Genomic DNA, 23,908 nt, shown 5'->3' with positions numbered 1-23,908 from the left:
GATTTAGATCAATAGCATTATCACTTTGATGTGTTGTGATTGGTTACAAACTGAAGTGAGAGTTGTAAAAGGTTTTAGTAAAAATCCTTTTCCCTACACTTATACAAAATCACTATTCGCGCTATATTACTGGCTCTCCCTCGATTACTGCCATGAGCGGTAAACAACAAGTACACCTAGGTTAAGTATGAAATCAATGGGAATCCGTGCACAACAAAAAGAAAAAACGCGTCGTTCATTGATTGATGCTGCGTTTAGCCAGTTAAGTGCTGATCGCAGTTTTTCCAATTTGAGCTTGCGTGAAGTGGCGCGAGAAGCGGGCATTGCCCCAACTTCTTTTTATCGTCACTTCAAAGACATGGATGAACTGGGTCTCACCATGGTAGACGAAGGGGGCTTACTGCTTAGGCAGTTAATGCGACAAGCGCGCCAACGTATTGTCAAAGAAGGCAGTGTGATTCGCACTTCGGTCGAAACTTTTATGGAGTTTATTGCGAGTAGTCCAAATGTTTTCCGATTATTGTTGAGAGAACGTTCGGGCACGTCGTTTGAATTTCGCGCCGCGGTAGCAAGGGAAATTCAGCACTTTTCGGCAGAGCTGACTGAGTATTTGGTTAGTACTGGTATGGATCGTGATGAAGCATTTGCCCAGGCAGAAGCGTCGGTCATTCTGGTATTCAGTTCAGGTGCGGAAGCACTTGATTTGAGTAAAGCGGAAAGATATGAACTCGCTGAAAGGTTGATTGTCCAATTAAGAATCGTGGCCAAGGGCGCACACTGGTACCGTAAAGAACGTGAACGAAACCGTCTAAAAGAAGGGTCGAACTGATGTCTAAAGAAATTTCCTCTGAAAGCAGTAACAGCGGTAAAAAAACACTGGTGCTAGCACTTATCGCTGGTATGTGTGGTAATGCTATGTTGTCTTGGTTGACGATTAGCGAAATGACTTTCTCTATTTTTCCTTTGATTGCACTCGTGCTATCACTGCAGGCGCTTTATCAAGAGTACCTAAAAAACCCGATTCCTGAAGATTTTCCTATGGTTGGCCTAGCGGCATTTTTTGTTGGGGCATTTGGGCACTCTGCGTTTACTAAGGCGCAGTATCCAGATGCGGGTGGCAACTTCTTCGCGATTATCGTGGTGTTGGTGCTGCTTTTCTGGATTGGTAAGAAATTAGGTTACATCATGAAAGAAGCCTAAGTTGAATATAGAAATGAAAAAACGAGCCTGATGGCTCGTTTTTTTATTTCTGGCAGTTGAACAGCATTAGTCAACTTTGCGCTCTAACATGACACCCGCTTCAATGTGATGTGTGAATGGGAATTGGTCAAAAAGTGCGAACCGAGTAATAGTGTGTGTTTCACCAAGGACGTCAAGGTTGTCTTTTAAGGTTTCAGGGTTGCACGAAATGTAGAGAATACGTTCGTAGCCTTGCACCATTTTACATGTGTCTATATCCATTCCTGAGCGGGGTGGATCGACAAAAATCGTATTGCAGTTGTAGCTTTTTAAGTCGACATTTTGCTGTTTTAGGCGGCGGAATTCACGCTTTCCTTCCATGGCTTCAGTAAAATCTTCCGCTGACATTCGAATAATTTGCACATTATCGATGTGGTTTGCTGCAATGTTGAATTGTGCTGAGTCAACAGAAGGCTTGGCAAGTTCAGTCGCAAGAACGCGCTCGAAGTTTTGTGCCAGAGCAAGAGAGAAATTACCATTTCCACAGTAAAGCTCCAGCAGATCGCCTTTGCTCTCTTGTGTACAATCTACTGCCCATTCCAACATTTTCTGCGCCACAGGACCATTGGGTTGTGTGAAGCTGTTTTCAACTTGTTGGTAGTGGTATGGCTGATTGTTTACGTGCAACGTTTCCATCACGTAGTCTTGGTCTAGTACGATTTTCATTTTTCGGGCACGACCAATTAGGTTGAGTTTAAAGCCCTCGTCATTCAATCTTTGCTTGAGTGCTTGAGCTTCAACCTTCCAAGCGTCATCCAGCTGACGGTGATAAAGCAGGGAAACTAAAATCTCACCGCTGAGCGTAGAAAGAAAATCTACTTGGAATAGCTTCTTACGCAGAACCTCATTACCTTTCATCGCATCGATAAGGAGCGGCATCAAATCATTGATGAGGCGGCTCGCGGCTGGGAATTGGTCGACACGATACTTTTCACGAGTTTCTTGGTTGAACATGACGTAGTACATGTCTTCACCTTCGTGCCAAACGCGGAATTCAGCACGCATGCGATAGTGCTTCTCAGGAGAAGTAAAGACTTCGAGTTCAGGAGCAGAATAAGGCGCCATCATGTCGATCAGTCGCTGAGATTTTTCGTCGAGCTGAGTTTGGTAGCCTTCTGGTGTGAAGTCGAGGTTTGCCATTATGGTTGCCTATCGTCGGTAATGAGTTTTTTAAAGGAGGGCAGATTTTATTCAATCTCCCGTCGTTGTCCAGTTTTTCCCAGAAATGTCTTTTAATAGGGCTGTATATCTATAGCTTAGTTCAATCTGTTATGGACAAATTATCATGTTGTTAATACCATGCCGCTTAGCTGGTGTGAGAATGACAAAGGAATCTCACTGAAAAGGGAATCTGGTGTAAATCCAGAACTGACGCGCAGCGGTAAAAGAGAACGAACACTCATAAGACACTGTATTACATACGGGAAGTCGAGTTAGTAGGTTTAGGAGCATGATGTTCCTAACGCTCTTAAGTCCGAATACCTGCCAGCAGCCAAGTTGCTCACTCAACAACCAATGTGAGCGACTCGGAAGGACTTACGCGATTAGGACAATATAACAATGAACCAATCTATTTTGGCGATAGCAGTGGCTGCATCGCTCTCTTCTTATGCTTCTTTTTCACTGGCGCAAGAGCAAGAAAAACCAACCCAAGAAACCATGGTCGTGACAGCGAACCGTGTTGAACAGAAACTCACTAATGTTTTAGCACCAATTGAGATTATTGATAGGACTCAAATTGATGCTATCCAAGCTAAGTCACTATCTGAGGTGTTGAGGCGCTTGCCGGGTGTTCAAATCGCTAATCAAGGTGGCGTTGGACAAAGTGCAGAGCTGTATATACGTGGTCGTTCGACCAAGAATACCCTTGTGCTGATTAATGGCGTGAGATTAGGTAGCGCCACGACAGGTTCTGCGAATATTTCGGCAATGCCATTAGATGGTGTTCAGAGAATTGAAGTGATTCGTGGGGCTCGTGCAGCGGTCTACGGATCTGATGCGGTAAGTGGAGTAGTTAATATCATTACCACTAATCAGAATAACGTTCCTAGCAGAGTGAAGGCAGGGGCAGGTAGCTTTGGTAGTTATAATGTTGGTGCAACTCTATCATTAGGGGACGTTCACTCTGGGTGGTTGAATTTAACAGCAACGCATCAAACAAGTGAGGGTTATAATATACAGCCAACAAGCACTAACCCGATAGATGCCGATAATGATGGCTACGAAAGCCAATATCTTGTTCTTGATACGGGGAAAAGGCTGAACGATGCGTGGCTACTTAAAGCCAATGGCTATTATCAGAAGCACTATACTGAGTTTGATAATCCGTGGACAGGTGTCGATAAATCCGATAGTGATTTGTATAGCTTGAGTGTCGCTAGTGAATATAGTAATGAAAGCTTTGATTCGGCATTATCGTTATCCACAAATCAAGATAAGGCTAAATCCTACGGACAAGGCCAGCCAGAGGGGACGATATCAACAAATCGGGTTGCTATAAATTGGAACAACAATTTAAAAGTTACTGAGCAACTAAATGTAATTGGTGGTGTGGATTGGTATAAGGATAATATCGACAACACGACTAAGTTGATGACAAAGGACAGTCGTGACAATGGCGCTGTCTTTGCCGGAGCACTTTATCAGCAAGGAATTGTTACGTTCGAAGGTAACGTCAGACACGATGATAATAGTGCCTATGGTAATTACACAACTTATCAGCTTGGTGGCGGCGTTAGTGTTACTGAGCAATTGAAGGTTGTCGCTATGCATGGAACTGCCTTTAAAGCGCCAACGTTTAATGAATTATATTGGCCTAAAGAGTGTGGTTCTTGGGGGTGTTATGAGGGCAACCCAAACCTAGTACCTGAGGAGTCAGCCACATCGGAAATCGCGTTGGAAGGTGATTTTTCTCGTTTGAACTTCCGCCTTGCCGCATATCAAAGTAATGTAGATAAGATGATTGCAAGCAATGGTTCTACGAATGTGAACATTAATAAAGCAAAAATCGAAGGTGTTGAAATATTAACGAGGTTTAGTACCGGGGTTATTGTTCACGAAGTGTCATATGACTATTTAGATGCAAAGGATGAAGCGACAGGAAACTTTTTAGCCAGACGAGCGCGCCATAGTGGCAAATGGAATGCATCATATAGTCTAGAGGCTTGGCAGTTCGATTTAAGCTATCTATATCAAGGAAAGCGTTATGATGATTTGGCCAATACAAAAGAATTAGATCCATATTCGCTAGTGGATATAGCCGGAACATACTTCTTTAGTAATGGGTTTAGCTTAGGCGCTAAAGTGGGTAACCTGCTTAACGAAGAATACGAGATGGTTAAAGGATATAAAACGCCTGAACGTAACTACTATGTCAATGCTATGTATGAGTTCTAGGAGAATCAGCCGTCAATAATGGCGGCTTTTTTGTATTATTATGAAAAATATTATTATCAGCTGGTCATCAGGAAAAGATTCTACACTAACCTTAGAAAGGTTAATGGAGTCTGAGGATTACCATGTAGTAGGGTTGTACACGACGCACGTAAATGGTGAAGTTCCTTTTCAAGTGACGCCATTATCTGTCGTAGAGATGCAAGCACAAAGACTCGGTCTACCGCTCGTAGCCATAGAGTTGCTTAGCCGTCTTTCCTAGTAACGAGATCTATCAGTCTAAAGTGATTCAAGGAATACAAACATCTGGATTGCCTGTTGATGGCATCGCCTTTGGTGACATGTTCTGTAACGGCATTGTTGATTACCGCAAGAGTTATGTCGAACTAGGCGGGTTATGAGGCTATTTTCCCGCTACTGGGAGAAGACAGTTATACCTTGGCGAAAGAAATACTGCAGCGTGGCATTGAAACGGTAATGGTGACGGTGGATCGCAACGTGTTACCAGAGTCCATCTGTGGACGGTTTTATACTCAAGAGCTAATTGATAATCTACCTAAGCATGTTGACCCTTGTGGCGAGGATGGGGAGTTTCATACTTTAGTAGTTCATTCTCAATACTTTTCGTCTTCAATCGAACTGGAGCATTGCGGCATTGAAACCGCCGAGCGATTTAGCCATCTTCGCTACCGTGTCGTGTCAGATTAACATTAACCAGGTTTACGCTAACCATGCTTGTCAGTATGATTAGCGGCAATATCGCTAAAGTTTTGTTGTTATGTCGAATCAAATAACCAAGAAAAATATTCTCATCTTTGACTCTGGTGTCGGTGGACTCTCAGTTTTTAAAGAGATCTATACTCGATTGCCTAACGAGAATTATATCTATTTGTTTGATAATGAAGCCTACCCCTATGGTGAATTGGCTCAAGATGTCTTAATTACCAGAACTTGCGCACTAGTGAAGCAGATGGTGTCGCTGACACAGATTGATATTATTGTTATCGCTTGCAATACGGCGAGTACGATTGTGTTGCCTCATTTACGCCAGCAGACATCCATCCCCGTTGTTGGTGTCGTCCCCGCAATAAAGCCTGCCTCAATATTGTCCAAGACCGCGGTAGCATTGATTGCGACACCTACCACAATTACGAGGCAGTATACACAAGACCTGATTCGTGACTTTTCAACAGATAGAGAAGTTAAACTTATTGGTTCAACTCGCTTAGTTGAGTTAGCGGAAGATAAACTGAGAGGTCGTGCTATAGACCAAAGTGAGATTGGGCAGATCCTTTCATCACTTAACAACAATATTGATGTTGCAGTTTTAGGGTGTACGCACTTTCCTCTATTAAGAAAAGAGATCGGTCACGCACTCGGTGATAAGGTTGAATTGATTGATTCTGGTGAAGCCATCGCAAGAAGGGTAGCGAGTCTTTTAGGAGAAATAGAGGAAGAGGCGGAAGAAGGGCTATTGAGTATTTTTTGTAGTGCGCCCCCTGTAGAGGAGGCAGCACTAAATAACGCAGTACAATTGTTAGGCTTTACACCTATTCAACTATTTCCCCTTCAGGGTGTTTAGGGTCGTTAGCGACACGAACTTTCAATGTACGCTGCATGTAATCTTTTTCGTTGATTGCATTGATAGCGGCATCGACATCAGAACTAGCCATAACGACAAATCCAAAGCCTCTGCGTTTACCTGTTCTTTTATCCTTCATTAACCTCACAGCAAAGACTTCTCCATATTCACCAAATAGATCTCTTACATGAGACTCATTAGCTTTATACGGTAGGTTCCCTACATAGAGAGTTTTCGTTGAATTCGATGATTCGGATACTTGTTTAGGTGCGGAGGTTGAAAGCTTTACGACGAAAAAAGTGGCAACCACACCAACAACAAATGCGAGAGCTGGCGAAACTGCAAGTTGAGAGAAGATGATTCCCCCTAATACGGCAACAGCGATCACCAGAAAGACTGATTTTTTAGAATCCATATTTAAATACTACTTTTCTTAATTGCGAATAATGACATCTATCGTTAAAAAATAGATATAAGAATATTACGTAGTTGAGGGGGATTTTTCCAATTAATTGATGTGATGTATTTCAAATGTTGGATTTTAATCAAGAAAAAAGCATCTTGATGGCATTTTGAGCAAACAATAATTAATTTGGAAAAAACACTTGTCATCAGTTGAGTGATCTCTATAATGCCGCCTCACCGACACGGAGTGAGACGAAAGTCACATTGGCGAGTCGGTTTGGAGTAGAAAAGAAAGTTTGAAAAAACATCTTGACTCTCCAGTCGGGAAGCGTAAGATACGCACCCCTAACGACGAGACGCTAAGCGACGAAGACGTTAGAAATGTTCTTTAAAAATTTAGACCTATATCAATCTGTGTGGACACTTGTTGATGATAATCATTATGTTTGCTTCTGCTGCAAAGCAGAAACGAACCACTTCTTAGGAAGTAAAATGGTTTTCAATGAACACGTGACCTAAGGGTAGTAAGCTCGCTTACTGTCACACAGTCAAAATTCATTATCGTTCTGTTGGAACGATAATAGCTTTAAAATTACTTCTTACTTTTTAAGTAAGGGACAGTTTTGAAGTCAGTATTCATTGAGCCGACAAAATCTTAAATTGAAGAGTTTGATCATGGCTCAGATTGAACGCTGGCGGCAGGCCTAACACATGCAAGTCGAGCGGAAACGACAACATTGACCCTTCGGGTGATTTGTTGGGCGTCGAGCGGCGGACGGGTGAGTAATGCCTGGGAAATTGCCCTGATGTGGGGGATAACCATTGGAAACGATGGCTAATACCGCATAATGCCTTCGGGCCAAAGAGGGGGACCTTCGGGCCTCTCGCGTCAGGATATGCCCAGGTGGGATTAGCTAGTTGGTGAGGTAATGGCTCACCAAGGCGACGATCCCTAGCTGGTCTGAGAGGATGATCAGCCACACTGGAACTGAGACACGGTCCAGACTCCTACGGGAGGCAGCAGTGGGGAATATTGCACAATGGGCGCAAGCCTGATGCAGCCATGCCGCGTGTATGAAGAAGGCCTTCGGGTTGTAAAGTACTTTCAGCAGTGAGGAAGGTTCATACGTTAATAGCGTATGGATTTGACGTTAGCTGCAGAAGAAGCACCAGACTAACTCCGTGCCAGCAGCCGCGGTAATACGGAGGGTGCGAGCGTTAATCGGAATTACTGGGCGTAAAGCGCATGCAGGTGGTTCGTTAAGTCAGATGTGAAAGCCCGAGGCTCAACCTCGGAACTGCATTTGAAACTGGCGGACTAGAGTACTGTAGAGGGGGTAGAATTTCAGGTGTAGCGGTGAAATGCGTAGAGATCTGAAGGAATACCAGTGGCGAAGGCGGCCCCCTGGACAGATACTGACACTCAGATGCGAAAGCGTGGGGAGCAAACAGGATTAGATACCCTGGTAGTCCACGCCGTAAACGATGTCTACTTGGAGGTTGTGGCCTTGAGCCGTGGCTTTCGGAGCTAACGCGTTAAGTAGACCGCCTGGGGAGTACGGTCGCAAGATTAAAACTCAAATGAATTGACGGGGGCCCGCACAAGCGGTGGAGCATGTGGTTTAATTCGATGCAACGCGAAGAACCTTACCTACTCTTGACATCTAGAGAAGCCAGCGGAGACGCAGGTGTGCCTTCGGGAACTCTAAGACAGGTGCTGCATGGCTGTCGTCAGCTCGTGTTGTGAAATGTTGGGTTAAGTCCCGCAACGAGCGCAACCCTTATCCTTGTTTGCCAGCACGTAATGGTGGGAACTCCAGGGAGACTGCTTAGGTGATAAACCGGAGGAAGGTGGGGACGACGTCAAGTCATCATGGCCCTTACGAGTAGGGCTACACACGTGCTACAATGGCGCATACAGAGGGCAGCAAGCTAGCGATAGTGAGCGAATCCCAAAAAGTGCGTCGTAGTCCGGATTGGAGTCTGCAACTCGACTCCATGAAGTCGGAATCGCTAGTAATCGTGGATCAGAATGCCACGGTGAATACGTTCCCGGGCCTTGTACACACCGCCCGTCACACCATGGGAGTGGGCTGCAAAAGAAGTGGGTAGTTTAACCTTCGGGAGGACGCTCACCACTTTGTGGTTCATGACTGGGGTGAAGTCGTAACAAGGTAGCCCTAGGGGAACCTGGGGCTGGATCACCTCCTTATACGAAGATTGTCTTGATGAGTGTTCACACAGATTGATTAGGTTTAAAAAGATTAAAGACACACCTATGTCCCGTTCGTCTAGAGGCCTAGGACACCGCCCTTTCACGGCGGTAACAGGGGTTCGACTCCCCTACGGGATACCATTTATAAGTGTTCTTATTTCGTTTACTAGAAACGAGAGTCTTTAAAAATGGTTACTGTTTAAGTAACACATGCTCTTTAACAATTTGGAAAGCTGACGAACAACATTTGATTTAATGTTGTTCAAATAAAAGTTCTCAAATCCTATGTCTTTAAGATGTAGGTACCAACACACATTCAAGTGTTCTTGGAAACAGCACAACTTCGGTTGTGAGGTTTATATTTGAGTCCGGCAAAATCGAATGCTATCTCGCTCATTCAAATAATGAGATAGCGACTTTGGTTGTTTGCCATACATAAGACCTTTTGGGGTTGTATGGTTAAGTGACTAAGCGTACACGGTGGATGCCTTGGCAGTCAGAGGCGATGAAGGACGTAATAACTTGCGATAAGCCCAGATTAGGTAGTAATAACCTGTGAGTCTGGGATTTCCGAATGGGGAAACCCACGTGCATAAGCACGTATCATTAACTGAATACATAGGTTAATGAAGCAAACCGGGGGAACTGAAACATCTAAGTACCCCGAGGAAGAGAAATCAACCGAGATTCCGAAAGTAGCGGCGAGCGAAATTGGACTAGCCCTTAAGCTTTTAATGATGCAGGTGAAGGCTCTGGAAAGTGCCGCAGTAAAGGGTGATAGCCCCGTAACCGACACATCATAATCAGTGAAAACGAGTAAGGCGGGACACGTGATATCCTGTTTGAATATGGGGGGACCATCCTCCAAGGCTAAATACTACTGACTGACCGATAGTGAACCAGTACCGTGAGGGAAAGGCGAAAAGAACCCCTGTGAGGGGAGTGAAATAGAACCTGAAACCGTGTACGTACAAGCAGTAGGAGCCCACTTGTTGGGTGACTGCGTACCTTTTGTATAATGGGTCAGCGACTTATATTCAGTGGCAAGGTTAACCGTTTAGGGGAGCCGTAGGGAAACCGAGTCTTAACTGGGCGTTCAGTCTCTGGATATAGACCCGAAACCAGGTGATCTAGCCATGGGCAGGTTGAAGGTTGAGTAACATCAACTGGAGGACCGAACCGACTAATGTTGAAAAATTAGCGGATGACTTGTGGCTAGGGGTGAAAGGCCAATCAAACCTGGAGATAGCTGGTTCTCCCCGAAAGCTATTTAGGTAGCGCCTCGGACGAATACTACTGGGGGTAGAGCACTGTTAAGGCTAGGGGGTCATCCCGACTTACCAACCCTTTGCAAACTCCGAATACCAGTAAGTAATATCCGGGAGACACACGGCGGGTGCTAACGTCCGTCGTGGAGAGGGAAACAACCCAGACCGCCAGCTAAGGTCCCAAAGTATAGCTAAGTGGGAAACGATGTGGGAAGGCTTAGACAGCTAGGATGTTGGCTTAGAAGCAGCCATCATTTAAAGAAAGCGTAATAGCTCACTAGTCGAGTCGGCCTGCGCGGAAGATGTAACGGGGCTAAGCTATACACCGAAGCTGCGGCAATATGATTTATCATATTGGGTAGGGGAGCGTTCTGTAAGCCGTTGAAGGTGGACTGTAAGGTCTGCTGGAGGTATCAGAAGTGCGAATGCTGACATGAGTAACGATAAAGGGGGTGAAAAACCTCCTCGCCGGAAGACCAAGGGTTCCTGTCCAACGTTAATCGGGGCAGGGTAAGTCGACCCCTAAGGCGAGGCCGAAAGGCGTAGTCGATGGGAAACGGGTTAATATTCCCGTACTTCTTATAATTGCGATGGGGGGACGGAGAAGGCTAGGTGGGCCTGGCGATGGTTGTCCAGGTTCAAGTACGTAGGCGGGTGGTTTAGGTAAATCCGGACCACTACTAACGCTGAGATACGATGTCGAGCTACTACGGTAGTGAAGTCATTGATGCCATGCTTCCAGGAAAAGCCTCTAAGCTTCAGATTATAAGAAATCGTACCCCAAACCGACACAGGTGGTCGGGTAGAGAATACCAAGGCGCTTGAGAGAACTCGGGTGAAGGAACTAGGCAAAATGGTACCGTAACTTCGGGAGAAGGTACGCTCTTGGCGGTGAAGTCCCTTGCGGATGGAGCTACTAGGAGTCGCAGATACCAGGTGGCTGCAACTGTTTATTAAAAACACAGCACTGTGCAAAATCGTAAGATGACGTATACGGTGTGACGCCTGCCCGGTGCCGGAAGGTTAATTGATGGGGTTAGACTTAGGTCGAAGCTCTTGATCGAAGCCCCGGTAAACGGCGGCCGTAACTATAACGGTCCTAAGGTAGCGAAATTCCTTGTCGGGTAAGTTCCGACCTGCACGAATGGCGTAATGATGGCCACGCTGTCTCCACCCGAGACTCAGTGAAATTGAAATCGCTGTGAAGATGCAGTGTACCCGCGGCTAGACGGAAAGACCCCGTGAACCTTTACTACAGCTTGGCACTGAACATTGACCCTACATGTGTAGGATAGGTGGGAGCCTTTGAAGCATGCACGCTAGTGTGTGTGGAGGCAATCTTGAAATACCACCCTTGTATGCTTGATGTTCTAACGTTGGTCCCTAATCGGGATTGCGGACAGTGCCTGGTGGGTAGTTTGACTGGGGCGGTCTCCTCCCAAAGAGTAACGGAGGAGCACGAAGGTGGGCTAAACACGGTTGGACATCGTGTGGTTAGTGCAATGGCATAAGCCCGCTTGACTGCGAGAATGACAATTCGAGCAGGTACGAAAGTAGGTCATAGTGATCCGGTGGTTCTGAATGGAAGGGCCATCGCTCAACGGATAAAAGGTACTCCGGGGATAACAGGCTGATACCGCCCAAGAGTTCATATCGACGGCGGTGTTTGGCACCTCGATGTCGGCTCATCACATCCTGGGGCTGAAGTCGGTCCCAAGGGTATGGCTGTTCGCCATTTAAAGTGGTACGCGAGCTGGGTTTAGAACGTCGTGAGACAGTTCGGTCCCTATCTGCCGTGGGCGTTGGAAGATTGAAGGGGGCTGCTCCTAGTACGAGAGGACCGGAGTGGACGAACCTCTGGTGTTCGGGTTGTCATGCCAATGGCATTGCCCGGTAGCTAAGTTCGGAATCGATAACCGCTGAAAGCATCTAAGCGGGAAGCGAGCCCTGAGATGAGTCTTCCCTGGCACTTTAAGTGTCCTAAAGGGTTGTTCAAGACTAGAACGTTGATAGGCAGGGTGTGTAAGTGCTGCGAGGCATTGAGCTAACCTGTACTAATTGCCCGTGAGGCTTAACCATACAACACCCAAAGGGTTTTGATGGACTCAAAGCAAGAACAGATTGAATGTGTATTAAGAACTTTTATTAAGCTTTCCGAATTTTAAGAATTTGCTTGGCGACCATAGCGTTGCAGACCCACCTGATCCCATGCCGAACTCAGAAGTGAAATGCAGTAGCGCCGATGGTAGTGTGGGGTTTCCCCATGTGAGAGTAGGACATCGCCAGGCTTTAATATCGACTTGTCTCAATTGAGACGAGTCAACATAGTTTTTAAGCAAATACTTAGAATATTATGTTGACTTTCAAAGTAGATAGCGTATTATACGCGTCCTGCTTAGGTGCTAAGGCATTGAAAGCAAAGCTCTTTAACAATATAGACCTATATCAATCTGTGTGGACACTTGTTGATGATAATCATTATGTTTGCTTCTGCTGCAAAGTAGAAACGAACCACTTCTTCGGAAGTAAAATGGTTTTCAATGAACACGTGACCTAAGGGTAGTAAGCTCGCTTACTGTCACACAGTCAAAATTCATTATCGTTCTGTTGGAACGATAATAGCTTTAAAATTACTTCTTACTTTTTAAGTAAGGGACAGTTTTGAAGTCAGTATTCATTGAGCCGACAAAATCTTAAATTGAAGAGTTTGATCATGGCTCAGATTGAACGCTGGCGGCAGGCCTAACACATGCAAGTCGAGCGGAAACGACAACATTGACCCTTCGGGTGATTTGTTGGGCGTCGAGCGGCGGACGGGTGAGTAATGCCTGGGAAATTGCCCTGATGTGGGGGATAACCATTGGAAACGATGGCTAATACCGCATAATGCCTTCGGGCCAAAGAGGGGGACCTTCGGGCCTCTCGCGTCAGGATATGCCCAGGTGGGATTAGCTAGTTGGTGAGGTAATGGCTCACCAAGGCGACGATCCCTAGCTGGTCTGAGAGGATGATCAGCCACACTGGAACTGAGACACGGTCCAGACTCCTACGGGAGGCAGCAGTGGGGAATATTGCACAATGGGCGCAAGCCTGATGCAGCCATGCCGCGTGTATGAAGAAGGCCTTCGGGTTGTAAAGTACTTTCAGCAGTGAGGAAGGTTCATGCGTTAATAGCGTATGGATTTGACGTTAGCTGCAGAAGAAGCACTAAGCTAACTCCGTGCCAGCAGCCGCGGTAATACGGAGGGTGCGAGCGTTAATCGGAATTACTGGGCGTAAAGCGCATGCAGGTGGTTCGTTAAGTCAGATGTGAAAGCCCGAGGCTCAACCTCGGAACTGCATTTGAAACTGGCGGACTAGAGTACTGTAGAGGGGGTAGAATTTCAGGTGTAGCGGTGAAATGCGTAGAGATCTGAAGGAATACCAGTGGCGAAGGCGGCCCCCTGGACAGATACTGACACTCAGATGCGAAAGCGTGGGGAGCAAACAGGATTAGATACCCTGGTAGTCCACGCCGTAAACGATGTCTACTTGGAGGTTGTGGCCTTGAGCCGTGGCTTTCGGAGCTAACGCGTTAAGTAGACCGCCTGGGGAGTACGGTCGCAAGATTAAAACTCAAATGAATTGACGGGGGCCCGCACAAGCGGTGGAGCATGTGGTTTAATTCGATGCAACGCGAAGAACCTTACCTACTCTTGACATCTAGAGAAGCCAGCGGAGACGCAGGTGTGCCTTCGGGAACTCTAAGACAGGTGCTGCATGGCTGTCGTCAGCTCGTGTTGTGAAATGTTGGGTTAAGTCCCGCAACGAGCGCAACCCTTATCCTTGTTTGCCAGCACATAATGGTGGGAACTCCAGGGAGACTGCTCGGTGATAAACCGGAGGAAGGTGGGGACGACGTCAAGTCATCATGGCCCTTACGAGTAGGGCTACACACGTGCTACAATGGCGCATACAGAGGGCAGCAAGCTAGCGATAGTGAGCGAATCCCAAAAAGTGCGTCGTAGTCCGGATTGGAGTCTGCAACTCGACTCCATGAAGTCGGAATCGCTAGTAATCGTGGATCAGAATGCCACGGTGAATACGTTCCCGGGCCTTGTACACACCGCCCGTCACACCATGGGAGTGGGCTGCAAAAGAAGTGGGTAGTTTAACCTTCGGGAGGACGCTCACCACTTTGTGGTTCATGACTGGGGTGAAGTCGTAACAAGGTAGCCCTAGGGGAACCTGGGGCTGGATCACCTCCTTATACGAAGATTGTCTTGATGAGTGTTCACACAGATTGATTAGGTTTATAAAGTAAAAGAGACGATATTGGGTCTGTAGCTCAGCTGGTTAGAGCGCTCGCCTGATAAGCGGGAGGTCGGTGGTTCAAGTCCACTCAGACCCACCACTATCTCCTTAGGAGATACGGTACGATATCGACACAGATGGGGCTATAGCTCAGCTGGGAGAGCGCCTGCCTTGCACGCAGGAGGTCTGCGGTTCGATCCCGCATAGCTCCACCATCTTTAAGTATTTTCTTTAAATAGAAAGTCTCTTGAAAGTATTTAAAAATGGTTACTGTTTAAGTAACACATGCTCTTTAACAATTTGGAAAGCTGACGAACAACATTTGATTTAATGTTGTTCAAATAAAAGTTCTCAAATCCTATGTCTTTAAGATGTAGGTACCAACACACATTCAAGTGTTCTTGGAAACAGCACAACTTCGGTTGTGACGTTTATATTTGAGTCCGGCAAAATCGAATGCTATCTCGCTCATTCAAATAATGAGATAGCGACTTTGGTTGTTTGCCATACATAAGACCTTTTGGGGTTGTATGGTTAAGTGACTAAGCGTACACGGTGGATGCCTTGGCAGTCAGAGGCGATGAAGGACGTAATAACTTGCGATAAGCCCAGATTAGGTAGTAATAACCTGTGAGTCTGGGATTTCCGAATGGGGAAACCCACGTGCATAAGCACGTATCATTAACTGAATACATAGGTTAATGAGGCAAACCGGGGGAACTGAAACATCTAAGTACCCCGAGGAAGAGAAATCAACCGAGATTCCGAAAGTAGCGGCGAGCGAAATTGGATTAGCCCTTAAGCTTTTAATGATGCAGGTGAAGGCTCTGGAAAGTGCCGCAGTAAAGGGTGATAGCCCCGTAACCGACACATCATAATCAGTGAAAACGAGTAAGGCGGGACACGTGATATCCTGTTTGAATATGGGGGGACCATCCTCCAAGGCTAAATACTACTGACTGACCGATAGTGAACCAGTACCGTGAGGGAAAGGCGAAAAGAACCCCTGTGAGGGGAGTGAAATAGAACCTGAAACCGTGTACGTACAAGCAGTAGGAGCCCACTTGTTGGGTGACTGCGTACCTTTTGTATAATGGGTCAGCGACTTATATTCAGTGGCAAGGTTAACCGTTTAGGGGAGCCGTAGGGAAACCGAGTCTTAACTGGGCGTTCAGTCTCTGGATATAGACCCGAAACCAGGTGATCTAGCCATGGGCAGGTTGAAGGTTGAGTAACATCAACTGGAGGACCGAACCGACTAATGTTGAAAAATTAGCGGATGACTTGTGGCTAGGGGTGAAAGGCCAATCAAACCTGGAGATAGCTGGTTCTCCCCGAAAGCTATTTAGGTAGCGCCTCGGACGAATACTACTGGGGGTAGAGCACTGTTAAGGCTAGGGGGTCATCCCGACTTACCAACCCTTTGCAAACTCCGAATACCAGTAAGTAATATCCGGGAGACACACGGCGGGTGCTAACGTCCGTCGTGGAGAGGGAAACAACCCAGACCGCCAGCTAAGGTCCCAAAGTATAGCTAAGTGGGAAACGATGTGGGAAGGCTTAGACAGCTAGGATGTTGGCTTAGAAGCAGCCATCATTTAAAGAAAGCGTAATAGCTCACTAGTCGAGTCGGCCTGCGCGGAAGATGTAACGGGGCTAAGCTATACACCGAAGCTGCGGCAATATGATTTATCATATTGGGTAGGGGAGCGTTCTGTAAGCCGTTGAAGGTGGACTGTAAGGTCTGCTGGAGGTATCAGAAGTGCGAATGCTGACATGAGTAACGATAAAGGGGGTGAAAAACCTCCTCGCCGGAAGACCAAGGGTTCCTGTCCAACGTTAATCGGGGCAGGGTAAGTCGACCCCTAAGGCGAGGCCGAAAGGCGTAGTCGATGGGAAACGGGTTAATATTCCCGTACTTCTTATAATTGCGATGGGGGGACGGAGAAGGCTAGGTGGGCCTGGCGATGGTTGTCCAGGTTCAAGTACGTAGGCGGGTGGTTTAGGTAAATCCGGACCACTACTAACGCTGAGATACGATGTCGAGCTACTACGGTAGTGAAGTCATTGATGCCATGCTTCCAGGAAAAGCCTCTAAGCTTCAGATTATAAGAAATCGTACCCCAAACCGACACAGGTGGTCGGGTAGAGAATACCAAGGCGCTTGAGAGAACTCGGGTGAAGGAACTAGGCAAAATGGTACCGTAACTTCGGGAGAAGGTACGCTCTTGGCGGTGAAGTCCCTTGCGGATGGAGCTACTAGGAGTCGCAGATACCAGGTGGCTGCAACTGTTTATTAAAAACACAGCACTGTGCAAAATCGTAAGATGACGTATACGGTGTGACGCCTGCCCGGTGCCGGAAGGTTAATTGATGGGGTTAGACTTAGGTCGAAGCTCTTGATCGAAGCCCCGGTAAACGGCGGCCGTAACTATAACGGTCCTAAGGTAGCGAAATTCCTTGTCGGGTAAGTTCCGACCTGCACGAATGGCGTAATGATGGCCACGCTGTCTCCACCCGAGACTCAGTGAAATTGAAATCGCTGTGAAGATGCAGTGTACCCGCGGCTAGACGGAAAGACCCCGTGAACCTTTACTACAGCTTGGCACTGAACATTGACCCTACATGTGTAGGATAGGTGGGAGCCTTTGAAGCATGCACGCTAGTGTGTGTGGAGGCAATCTTGAAATACCACCCTTGTATGCTTGATGTTCTAACGTTGGTCCCTAATCGGGATTGCGGACAGTGCCTGGTGGGTAGTTTGACTGGGGCGGTCTCCTCCCAAAGAGTAACGGAGGAGCACGAAGGTGGGCTAAACACGGTTGGACATCGTGTGGTTAGTGCAATGGCATAAGCCCGCTTGACTGCGAGAATGACAATTCGAGCAGGTACGAAAGTAGGTCATAGTGATCCGGTGGTTCTGAATGGAAGGGCCATCGCTCAACGGATAAAAGGTACTCCGGGGATAACAGGCTGATACCGCCCAAGAGTTCATATCGACGGCGGTGTTTGGCACCTCGATGTCGGCTCATCACATCCTGGGGCTGAAGTCGGTCCCAAGGGTATGGCTGTTCGCCATTTAAAGTGGTACGCGAGCTGGGTTTAGAACGTCGTGAGACAGTTCGGTCCCTATCTGCCGTGGGCGTTGGAAGATTGAAGGGGGCTGCTCCTAGTACGAGAGGACCGGAGTGGACGAACCTCTGGTGTTCGGGTTGTCATGCCAATGGCATTGCCCGGTAGCTAAGTTCGGAATCGATAACCGCTGAAAGCATCTAAGCGGGAAGCGAGCCCTGAGATGAGTCTTCCCTGGCACTTTAAGTGTCCTAAAGGGTTGTTCAAGACTAGAACGTTGATAGGCAGGGTGTGTAAGTGCTGCGAGGCATTGAGCTAACCTGTACTAATTGCCCGTGAGGCTTAACCATACAACACCCAAAGGGTTTTGATGGACTCAAAGCAAGAACATAATTGAATGTGTATTAAGAACTTTTATTAAGCTTTCCGAATTTTAAGAATTTGCTTGGCGACCATAGCGTTGCAGACCCACCTGATCCCATGCCGAACTCAGAAGTGAAATGCAGTAGCGCCGATGGTAGTGTGGGGTTTCCCCATGTGAGAGTAGGACATCGCCAGGCTTTAATTTCGACTTTGCTTCTTATAGAAGCAAGTCACCATAAAGTTTTAAGTTTTCTTAGAGTTTTATGTTGACTTTCAAAGTAGATAGCGTATTATACGCGTCCTGCTTAAGTGCTAAGGCATTGAAAGCAAAGCTCTTTAACAATATAGACCTATATCAATCTGTGTGGACACTTGTTGATGATAATCATTATGTTTGCTTCTGCTGCAAAGCAGAAACGAACCACTTCTTCGGAAGTAAAATGGTTTTCAATGAACACGTGACCTAAGGGTAGTAAGCTCGCTTACTGTCACACAGTCAAAATTCATTATCGTTCTGTTGGAACGATAATAGCTTTAAAATTACTTCTTACTTTTTAAGTAAGGGACAGTTTTGAAGTCAGTATTCATTGAGCCGACAAAATCTTAAATTGAAGAGTTTGATCATGGCTCAGATTGAACGCTGGCGGCAGGCCTAACACATGCAAGTCGAGCGGAAACGACAACATTGACCCTTCGGGTGATTTGTTGGGCGTCGAGCGGCGGACGGGTGAGTAATGCCTGGGAAATTGCCCTGATGTGGGGGATAACCATTGGAAACGATGGCTAATACCGCATAATGCCTTCGGGCCAAAGAGGGGGACCTTCGGGCCTCTCGCGTCAGGATATGCCCAGGTGGGATTAGCTAGTTGGTGAGGTAATGGCTCACCAAGGCGACGATCCCTAGCTGGTCTGAGAGGATGATCAGCCACACTGGAACTGAGACACGGTCCAGACTCCTACGGGAGGCAGCAGTGGGGAATATTGCACAATGGGCGCAAGCCTGATGCAGCCATGCCGCGTGTATGAAGAAGGCCTTCGGGTTGTAAAGTACTTTCAGCAGTGAGGAAGGTTCATACGTTAATAGCGTATGGATTTGACGTTAGCTGCAGAAGAAGCACCTAGCTAACTCCGTGCCAGCAGCCGCGGTAATACGGAGGGTGCGAGCGTTAATCGGAATTACTGGGCGTAAAGCGCATGCAGGTGGTTCGTTAAGTCAGATGTGAAAGCCCGAGGCTCAACCTCGGAACTGCATTTGAAACTGGCGGACTAGAGTACTGTAGAGGGGGGTAGAATTTCAGGTGTAGCGGTGAAATGCGTAGAGATCTGAAGGAATACCAGTGGCGAAGGCGGCCCCCTGGACAGATACTGACACTCAGATGCGAAAGCGTGGGGAGCAAACAGGATTAGATACCCTGGTAGTCCACGCCGTAAACGATGTCTACTTGGAGGTTGTGGCCTTGAGCCGTGGCTTTCGGAGCTAACGCGTTAAGTAGACCGCCTGGGGAGTACGGTCGCAAGATTAAAACTCAAATGAATTGACGGGGGCCCGCACAAGCGGTGGAGCATGTGGTTTAATTCGATGCAACGCGAAGAACCTTACCTACTCTTGACATCTAGAGAAGCCAGCGGAGACGCAGGTGTGCCTTCGGGAACTCTAAGACAGGTGCTGCATGGCTGTCGTCAGCTCGTGTTGTGAAATGTTGGGTTAAGTCCCGCAACGAGCGCAACCCTTATCCTTGTTTGCCAGCACGTAATGGTGGGAACTCCAGGGAGACTGCTTAGGTGATAAACCGGAGGAAGGTGGGGACGACGTCAAGTCATCATGGCCCTTACGAGTAGGGCTACACACGTGCTACAATGGCGCATACAGAGGGCAGCAAGCTAGCGATAGTGAGCGAATCCCAAAAAGTGCGTCGTAGTCCGGATTGGAGTCTGCAACTCGACTCCATGAAGTCGGAATCGCTAGTAATCGTGGATCAGAATGCCACGGTGAATACGTTCCCGGGCCTTGTACACACCGCCCGTCACACCATGGGAGTGGGCTGCAAAAGAAGTGGGTAGTTTAACCTTCGGGAGGACGCTCACCACTTTGTGGTTCATGACTGGGGTGAAGTCGTAACAAGGTAGCCCTAGGGGAACCTGGGGCTGGATCACCTCCTTATACGAAGATTGTCTTGATGAGTGTTCACACAGATTGATTAGGTTTATGATGTAAAAGAGTGTTTGTTTTTACTTGTTAAGTGAAAACAACAAACAGTAAGTGCCCAACACTTACTACTTAGTGTCCCGTTCGTCTAGAGGCCTAGGACACCGCCCTTTCACGGCGGTAACAGGGGTTCGACTCCCCTACGGGATACCATTGGGTCGTTAGCTCAGTTGGTAGAGCAGTTGACTTTTAATCAATTGGTCGCAGGTTCGAATCCTGCACGACCCACCATTCTTACTCACGAAGAATGGCTTTTATTTTCACTTTTTGAAAGGTGAAGACAAAAGAAACTAAATGTGGGCGATTAGCTCAGTTGGGAGAGCACCTCCCTTACAAGGAGGGGGTCACTGGTTCGAGCCCGGTATCGCCCACCACTCTCTAAATATTTTTGGAAGTATCAATCCAAACCACTACTCTTGTTGTTGGTTTGCATTTTTGACTCTGAAAGTCGTTAGAAAGTGCTTTTTAGCACGCGTTTCGAAAGAAACTAGCTCTTTAACAATTTGGAAAGCTGACGAACAACATTTGATTTAATGTTGTTCAAATAAAAGTTCTCAAATCCTATGTCTTTAAGATGTAGGTACCAACACACATTCAAGTGTTCTTGGAAACAGCACAACTTCGGTTGTGAGGTTTATATTTGAGTCCGGCAAAATCGAATGCTATCTCGCTCATTCAAATAATGAGATAGCGACTTTGGTTGTTTGCCATACATAAGACCTTTTGGGGTTGTATGGTTAAGTGACTAAGCGTACACGGTGGATGCCTTGGCAGTCAGAGGCGATGAAGGACGTAATAACTTGCGATAAGCCCAGATTAGGTAGTAATAACCTGTGAGTCTGGGATTTCCGAATGGGGAAACCCACGTGCATAAGCACGTATCATTAACTGAATACATAGGTTAATGAGGCAAACCGGGGGAACTGAAACATCTAAGTACCCCGAGGAAGAGAAATCAACCGAGATTCCGAAAGTAGCGGCGAGCGAAATTGGACTAGCCCTTAAGCTTTTAATGATGCAGGTGAAGGCTCTGGAAAGTGCCGCAGTAAAGGGTGATAGCCCCGTAACCGACACATCATAATCAGTGAAAACGAGTAAGGCGGGACACGTGATATCCTGTTTGAATATGGGGGGACCATCCTCCAAGGCTAAATACTACTGACTGACCGATAGTGAACCAGTACCGTGAGGGAAAGGCGAAAAGAACCCCTGTGAGGGGAGTGAAATAGAACCTGAAACCGTGTACGTACAAGCAGTAGGAGCCCACTTGTTGGGTGACTGCGTACCTTTTGTATAATGGGTCAGCGACTTATATTCAGTGGCAAGGTTAACCGTTTAGGGGAGCCGTAGGGAAACCGAGTCTTAACTGGGCGTTCAGTCTCTGGATATAGACCCGAAACCAGGTGATCTAGCCATGGGCAGGTTGAAGGTTGAGTAACATCAACTGGAGGACCGAACCGACTAATGTTGAAAAATTAGCGGATGACTTGTGGCTAGGGGTGAAAGGCCAATCAAACCTGGAGATAGCTGGTTCTCCCCGAAAGCTATTTAGGTAGCGCCTCGGACGAATACTACTGGGGGTAGAGCACTGTTAAGGCTAGGGGGTCATCCCGACTTACCAACCCTTTGCAAACTCCGAATACCAGTAAGTAATATCCGGGAGACACACGGCGGGTGCTAACGTCCGTCGTGGAGAGGGAAACAACCCAGACCGCCAGCTAAGGTCCCAAAGTATAGCTAAGTGGGAAACGATGTGGGAAGGCTTAGACAGCTAGGATGTTGGCTTAGAAGCAGCCATCATTTAAAGAAAGCGTAATAGCTCACTAGTCGAGTCGGCCTGCGCGGAAGATGTAACGGGGCTAAGCTATACACCGAAGCTGCGGCAATATGATTTATCATATTGGGTAGGGGAGCGTTCTGTAAGCCGTTGAAGGTGGACTGTAAGGTCTGCTGGAGGTATCAGAAGTGCGAATGCTGACATGAGTAACGATAAAGGGGGTGAAAAACCTCCTCGCCGGAAGACCAAGGGTTCCTGTCCAACGTTAATCGGGGCAGGGTAAGTCGACCCCTAAGGCGAGGCCGAAAGGCGTAGTCGATGGGAAACGGGTTAATATTCCCGTACTTCTTATAATTGCGATGGGGGGACGGAGAAGGCTAGGTGGGCCTGGCGATGGTTGTCCAGGTTCAAGTACGTAGGCGGGTGGTTTAGGTAAATCCGGACCACTACTAACGCTGAGATACGATGTCGAGCTACTACGGTAGTGAAGTCATTGATGCCATGCTTCCAGGAAAAGCCTCTAAGCTTCAGATTATAAGAAATCGTACCCCAAACCGACACAGGTGGTCGGGTAGAGAATACCAAGGCGCTTGAGAGAACTCGGGTGAAGGAACTAGGCAAAATGGTACCGTAACTTCGGGAGAAGGTACGCTCTTGGCGGTGAAGTCCCTTGCGGATGGAGCTACTAGGAGTCGCAGATACCAGGTGGCTGCAACTGTTTATTAAAAACACAGCACTGTGCAAAATCGTAAGATGACGTATACGGTGTGACGCCTGCCCGGTGCCGGAAGGTTAATTGATGGGGTTAGACTTAGGTCGAAGCTCTTGATCGAAGCCCCGGTAAACGGCGGCCGTAACTATAACGGTCCTAAGGTAGCGAAATTCCTTGTCGGGTAAGTTCCGACCTGCACGAATGGCGTAATGATGGCCACGCTGTCTCCACCCGAGACTCAGTGAAATTGAAATCGCTGTGAAGATGCAGTGTACCCGCGGCTAGACGGAAAGACCCCGTGAACCTTTACTACAGCTTGGCACTGAACATTGACCCTACATGTGTAGGATAGGTGGGAGCCTTTGAAGCATGCACGCTAGTGTGTGTGGAGGCAATCTTGAAATACCACCCTTGTATGCTTGATGTTCTAACGTTGGTCCCTAATCGGGATTGCGGACAGTGCCTGGTGGGTAGTTTGACTGGGGCGGTCTCCTCCCAAAGAGTAACGGAGGAGCACGAAGGTGGGCTAAACACGGTTGGACATCGTGTGGTTAGTGCAATGGCATAAGCCCGCTTGACTGCGAGAATGACAATTCGAGCAGGTACGAAAGTAGGTCATAGTGATCCGGTGGTTCTGAATGGAAGGGCCATCGCTCAACGGATAAAAGGTACTCCGGGGATAACAGGCTGATACCGCCCAAGAGTTCATATCGACGGCGGTGTTTGGCACCTCGATGTCGGCTCATCACATCCTGGGGCTGAAGTCGGTCCCAAGGGTATGGCTGTTCGCCATTTAAAGTGGTACGCGAGCTGGGTTTAGAACGTCGTGAGACAGTTCGGTCCCTATCTGCCGTGGGCGTTGGAAGATTGAAGGGGGCTGCTCCTAGTACGAGAGGACCGGAGTGGACGAACCTCTGGTGTTCGGGTTGTCATGCCAATGGCATTGCCCGGTAGCTAAGTTCGGAATCGATAACCGCTGAAAGCATCTAAGCGGGAAGCGAGCCCTGAGATGAGTCTTCCCTGGCACTTTAAGTGTCCTAAAGGGTTGTTCAAGACTAGAACGTTGATAGGCAGGGTGTGTAAGTGCTGCGAGGCATTGAGCTAACCTGTACTAATTGCCCGTGAGGCTTAACCATACAACACCCAAAGGGTTTTGATGGACTCAAAGCAAGAACATGATTGAATGTGTATTAAGAACTTTTATTAAGCTTTCCAGATTAATTTTGCCTTCAGTTTTATGAAAAGCTGAAAGTAAAAGAAGAATTTGCTTGGCGACCATAGCGTTGCAGACCCACCTGATCCCATGCCGAACTCAGAAGTGAAATGCAGTAGCGCCGATGGTAGTGTGGGGTTTCCCCATGTGAGAGTAGGACATCGCCAGGC

General features: G+C 47.4%; 6 protein-coding genes, 6 tRNA genes, 9 rRNA genes, 1 pseudogene and 1 riboswitch. Of the genes and pseudogenes, 20 read left to right on the top strand and 2 right to left on the bottom strand.

The features are described 5' to 3' along the window. The first annotated feature begins 187 nt into the window (after window positions 1–187). Entirely contained in the window at window positions 188–829 is a 642-nt protein-coding gene (gene fabR / locus AC0L66_RS00110) for an HTH-type transcriptional repressor FabR (protein WP_250618775.1), read from the top strand. Next, window positions 829–1,200: a YijD family membrane protein gene (locus AC0L66_RS00105; protein WP_265675213.1), complete on the top strand. Its 372-nt coding sequence runs from the start codon at window positions 829–831 to the stop codon at window positions 1,198–1,200. Before fabR ends, AC0L66_RS00105 begins: the two co-directional genes overlap by 1 nt. Window positions 1,201–1,266: 66 nt before the next feature. Here AC0L66_RS00105 and trmA read toward each other — a convergent pair whose 3' ends face one another. After that, window positions 1,267–2,379 (bottom strand): tRNA (uridine(54)-C5)-methyltransferase TrmA, encoded by a 1,113-nt coding sequence (trmA, locus tag AC0L66_RS00100; protein ID WP_473568011.1) that lies wholly within the window; start codon window positions 2,377–2,379, stop codon window positions 1,267–1,269. 154 nt (window positions 2,380–2,533) lie between these two features. Next, window positions 2,534–2,743: riboswitch (cobalamin riboswitch) on the top strand. Between the two features lie 56 nt (window positions 2,744–2,799). Here trmA and AC0L66_RS00095 point away from each other — a divergent pair. The 3 genes and pseudogenes from AC0L66_RS00095 (at window position 2,800) to murI (ending at window position 6,214) form a co-directional block, all read left to right on the top strand. Then, window positions 2,800–4,635 carry a TonB-dependent receptor domain-containing protein gene (locus AC0L66_RS00095; RefSeq protein ID WP_473568009.1) on the top strand — a complete coding sequence of 612 codons (1,836 nt, stop codon included), beginning with the start codon at window positions 2,800–2,802 and terminating at the stop codon, window positions 4,633–4,635. Between the two features lie 40 nt (window positions 4,636–4,675). Beyond that, a pseudogene (locus AC0L66_RS00090) lies at window positions 4,676–5,340 on the top strand (Dph6-related ATP pyrophosphatase). 70 nt (window positions 5,341–5,410) lie between these two features. Next, entirely contained in the window at window positions 5,411–6,214 is an 804-nt protein-coding gene (murI, locus tag AC0L66_RS00085; protein ID WP_473568007.1) for a glutamate racemase, read from the top strand. On the opposite strand, the gene AC0L66_RS00080 is transcribed toward murI, so the two are convergent. Next, a complete protein-coding gene (locus AC0L66_RS00080) occupies window positions 6,183–6,629 on the bottom strand; it encodes an RNA recognition motif domain-containing protein (RefSeq protein ID WP_265675217.1) in 447 nt (148 codons plus the stop codon). The two genes, murI and AC0L66_RS00080, sit on opposite strands and share 32 nt — an antisense overlap. Before the next feature lie 647 nt (window positions 6,630–7,276). Here AC0L66_RS00080 and AC0L66_RS00075 point away from each other — a divergent pair. The 15 genes from AC0L66_RS00075 to rrf (AC0L66_RS00005) all read left to right on the top strand — a co-directional run bounded on the left by AC0L66_RS00075 (window position 7,277) and on the right by rrf (AC0L66_RS00005) (window position 23,908). Next, window positions 7,277–8,831 (top strand): 16S ribosomal RNA (locus AC0L66_RS00075). Window positions 8,832–8,899: 68 nt separating this feature from the next. After that, a tRNA-Glu gene (locus AC0L66_RS00070) sits at window positions 8,900–8,975 on the top strand. A 316-nt stretch (window positions 8,976–9,291) separates the two neighbouring features. Next, window positions 9,292–12,181 (top strand): 23S ribosomal RNA (locus AC0L66_RS00065). A gap of 93 nt (window positions 12,182–12,274) precedes the next feature. Further along, window positions 12,275–12,390, top strand: a 5S ribosomal RNA gene (gene rrf / locus AC0L66_RS00060). Window positions 12,391–12,797: 407 nt separating this feature from the next. Continuing rightward, window positions 12,798–14,351, top strand: a 16S ribosomal RNA gene (locus AC0L66_RS00055). Between the two features lie 67 nt (window positions 14,352–14,418). Then, window positions 14,419–14,495, top strand: a tRNA-Ile gene (locus AC0L66_RS00050). Between the two features lie 39 nt (window positions 14,496–14,534). Further along, window positions 14,535–14,610: transfer RNA gene (locus tag AC0L66_RS00045), tRNA-Ala, on the top strand. A gap of 317 nt (window positions 14,611–14,927) precedes the next feature. After that, window positions 14,928–17,817: ribosomal RNA gene (locus AC0L66_RS00040) — 23S ribosomal RNA — on the top strand. A gap of 94 nt (window positions 17,818–17,911) precedes the next feature. Continuing rightward, window positions 17,912–18,027 (top strand): 5S ribosomal RNA (gene rrf / locus AC0L66_RS00035). Window positions 18,028–18,435: 408 nt separating this feature from the next. Further along, a 16S ribosomal RNA gene (locus AC0L66_RS00030) occupies window positions 18,436–19,991 on the top strand. A gap of 122 nt (window positions 19,992–20,113) precedes the next feature. After that, window positions 20,114–20,189, top strand: a tRNA-Glu gene (locus AC0L66_RS00025). Between the two features lie 2 nt (window positions 20,190–20,191). Next, a tRNA-Lys gene (locus AC0L66_RS00020) sits at window positions 20,192–20,267 on the top strand. A gap of 67 nt (window positions 20,268–20,334) precedes the next feature. Beyond that, window positions 20,335–20,410 (top strand) — tRNA-Val (locus AC0L66_RS00015). A gap of 361 nt (window positions 20,411–20,771) precedes the next feature. Continuing rightward, window positions 20,772–23,661 (top strand): 23S ribosomal RNA (locus AC0L66_RS00010). A 131-nt stretch (window positions 23,662–23,792) separates the two neighbouring features. Next, window positions 23,793–23,908: ribosomal RNA gene (rrf, locus tag AC0L66_RS00005) — 5S ribosomal RNA — on the top strand. The 16S, 23S and 5S rRNA genes sit together here with 6 tRNA genes alongside, the layout of an rRNA operon.

The sequence above is a fragment of the Vibrio sp. GJ43-1 genome (assembly GCF_055808835.1).
Note: the sequence above shows the minus strand (reverse complement) of the source record. Positions and strands in the feature narration are given on the sequence as shown.

Excerpts from the sequence above, each read along its gene's own strand:
- fabR (WP_250618775.1), top strand. The coding sequence starts at position 188 with ATGAAATCAATGGGAATCCGTGCACAACAAAAAGAAAAAACGCGTCGT.
- AC0L66_RS00105 (WP_265675213.1), top strand. The coding sequence starts at position 829 with ATGTCTAAAGAAATTTCCTCTGAAAGCAGTAACAGCGGTAAAAAAACA.
- trmA (WP_473568011.1), bottom strand. The coding sequence starts at position 2,379 with ATGGCAAACCTCGACTTCACACCAGAAGGCTACCAAACTCAGCTCGAC.
- AC0L66_RS00095 (WP_473568009.1), top strand. The coding sequence starts at position 2,800 with ATGAACCAATCTATTTTGGCGATAGCAGTGGCTGCATCGCTCTCTTCT.
- murI (WP_473568007.1), top strand. The coding sequence starts at position 5,411 with ATGTCGAATCAAATAACCAAGAAAAATATTCTCATCTTTGACTCTGGT.
- AC0L66_RS00080 (WP_265675217.1), bottom strand. The coding sequence starts at position 6,629 with ATGGATTCTAAAAAATCAGTCTTTCTGGTGATCGCTGTTGCCGTATTA.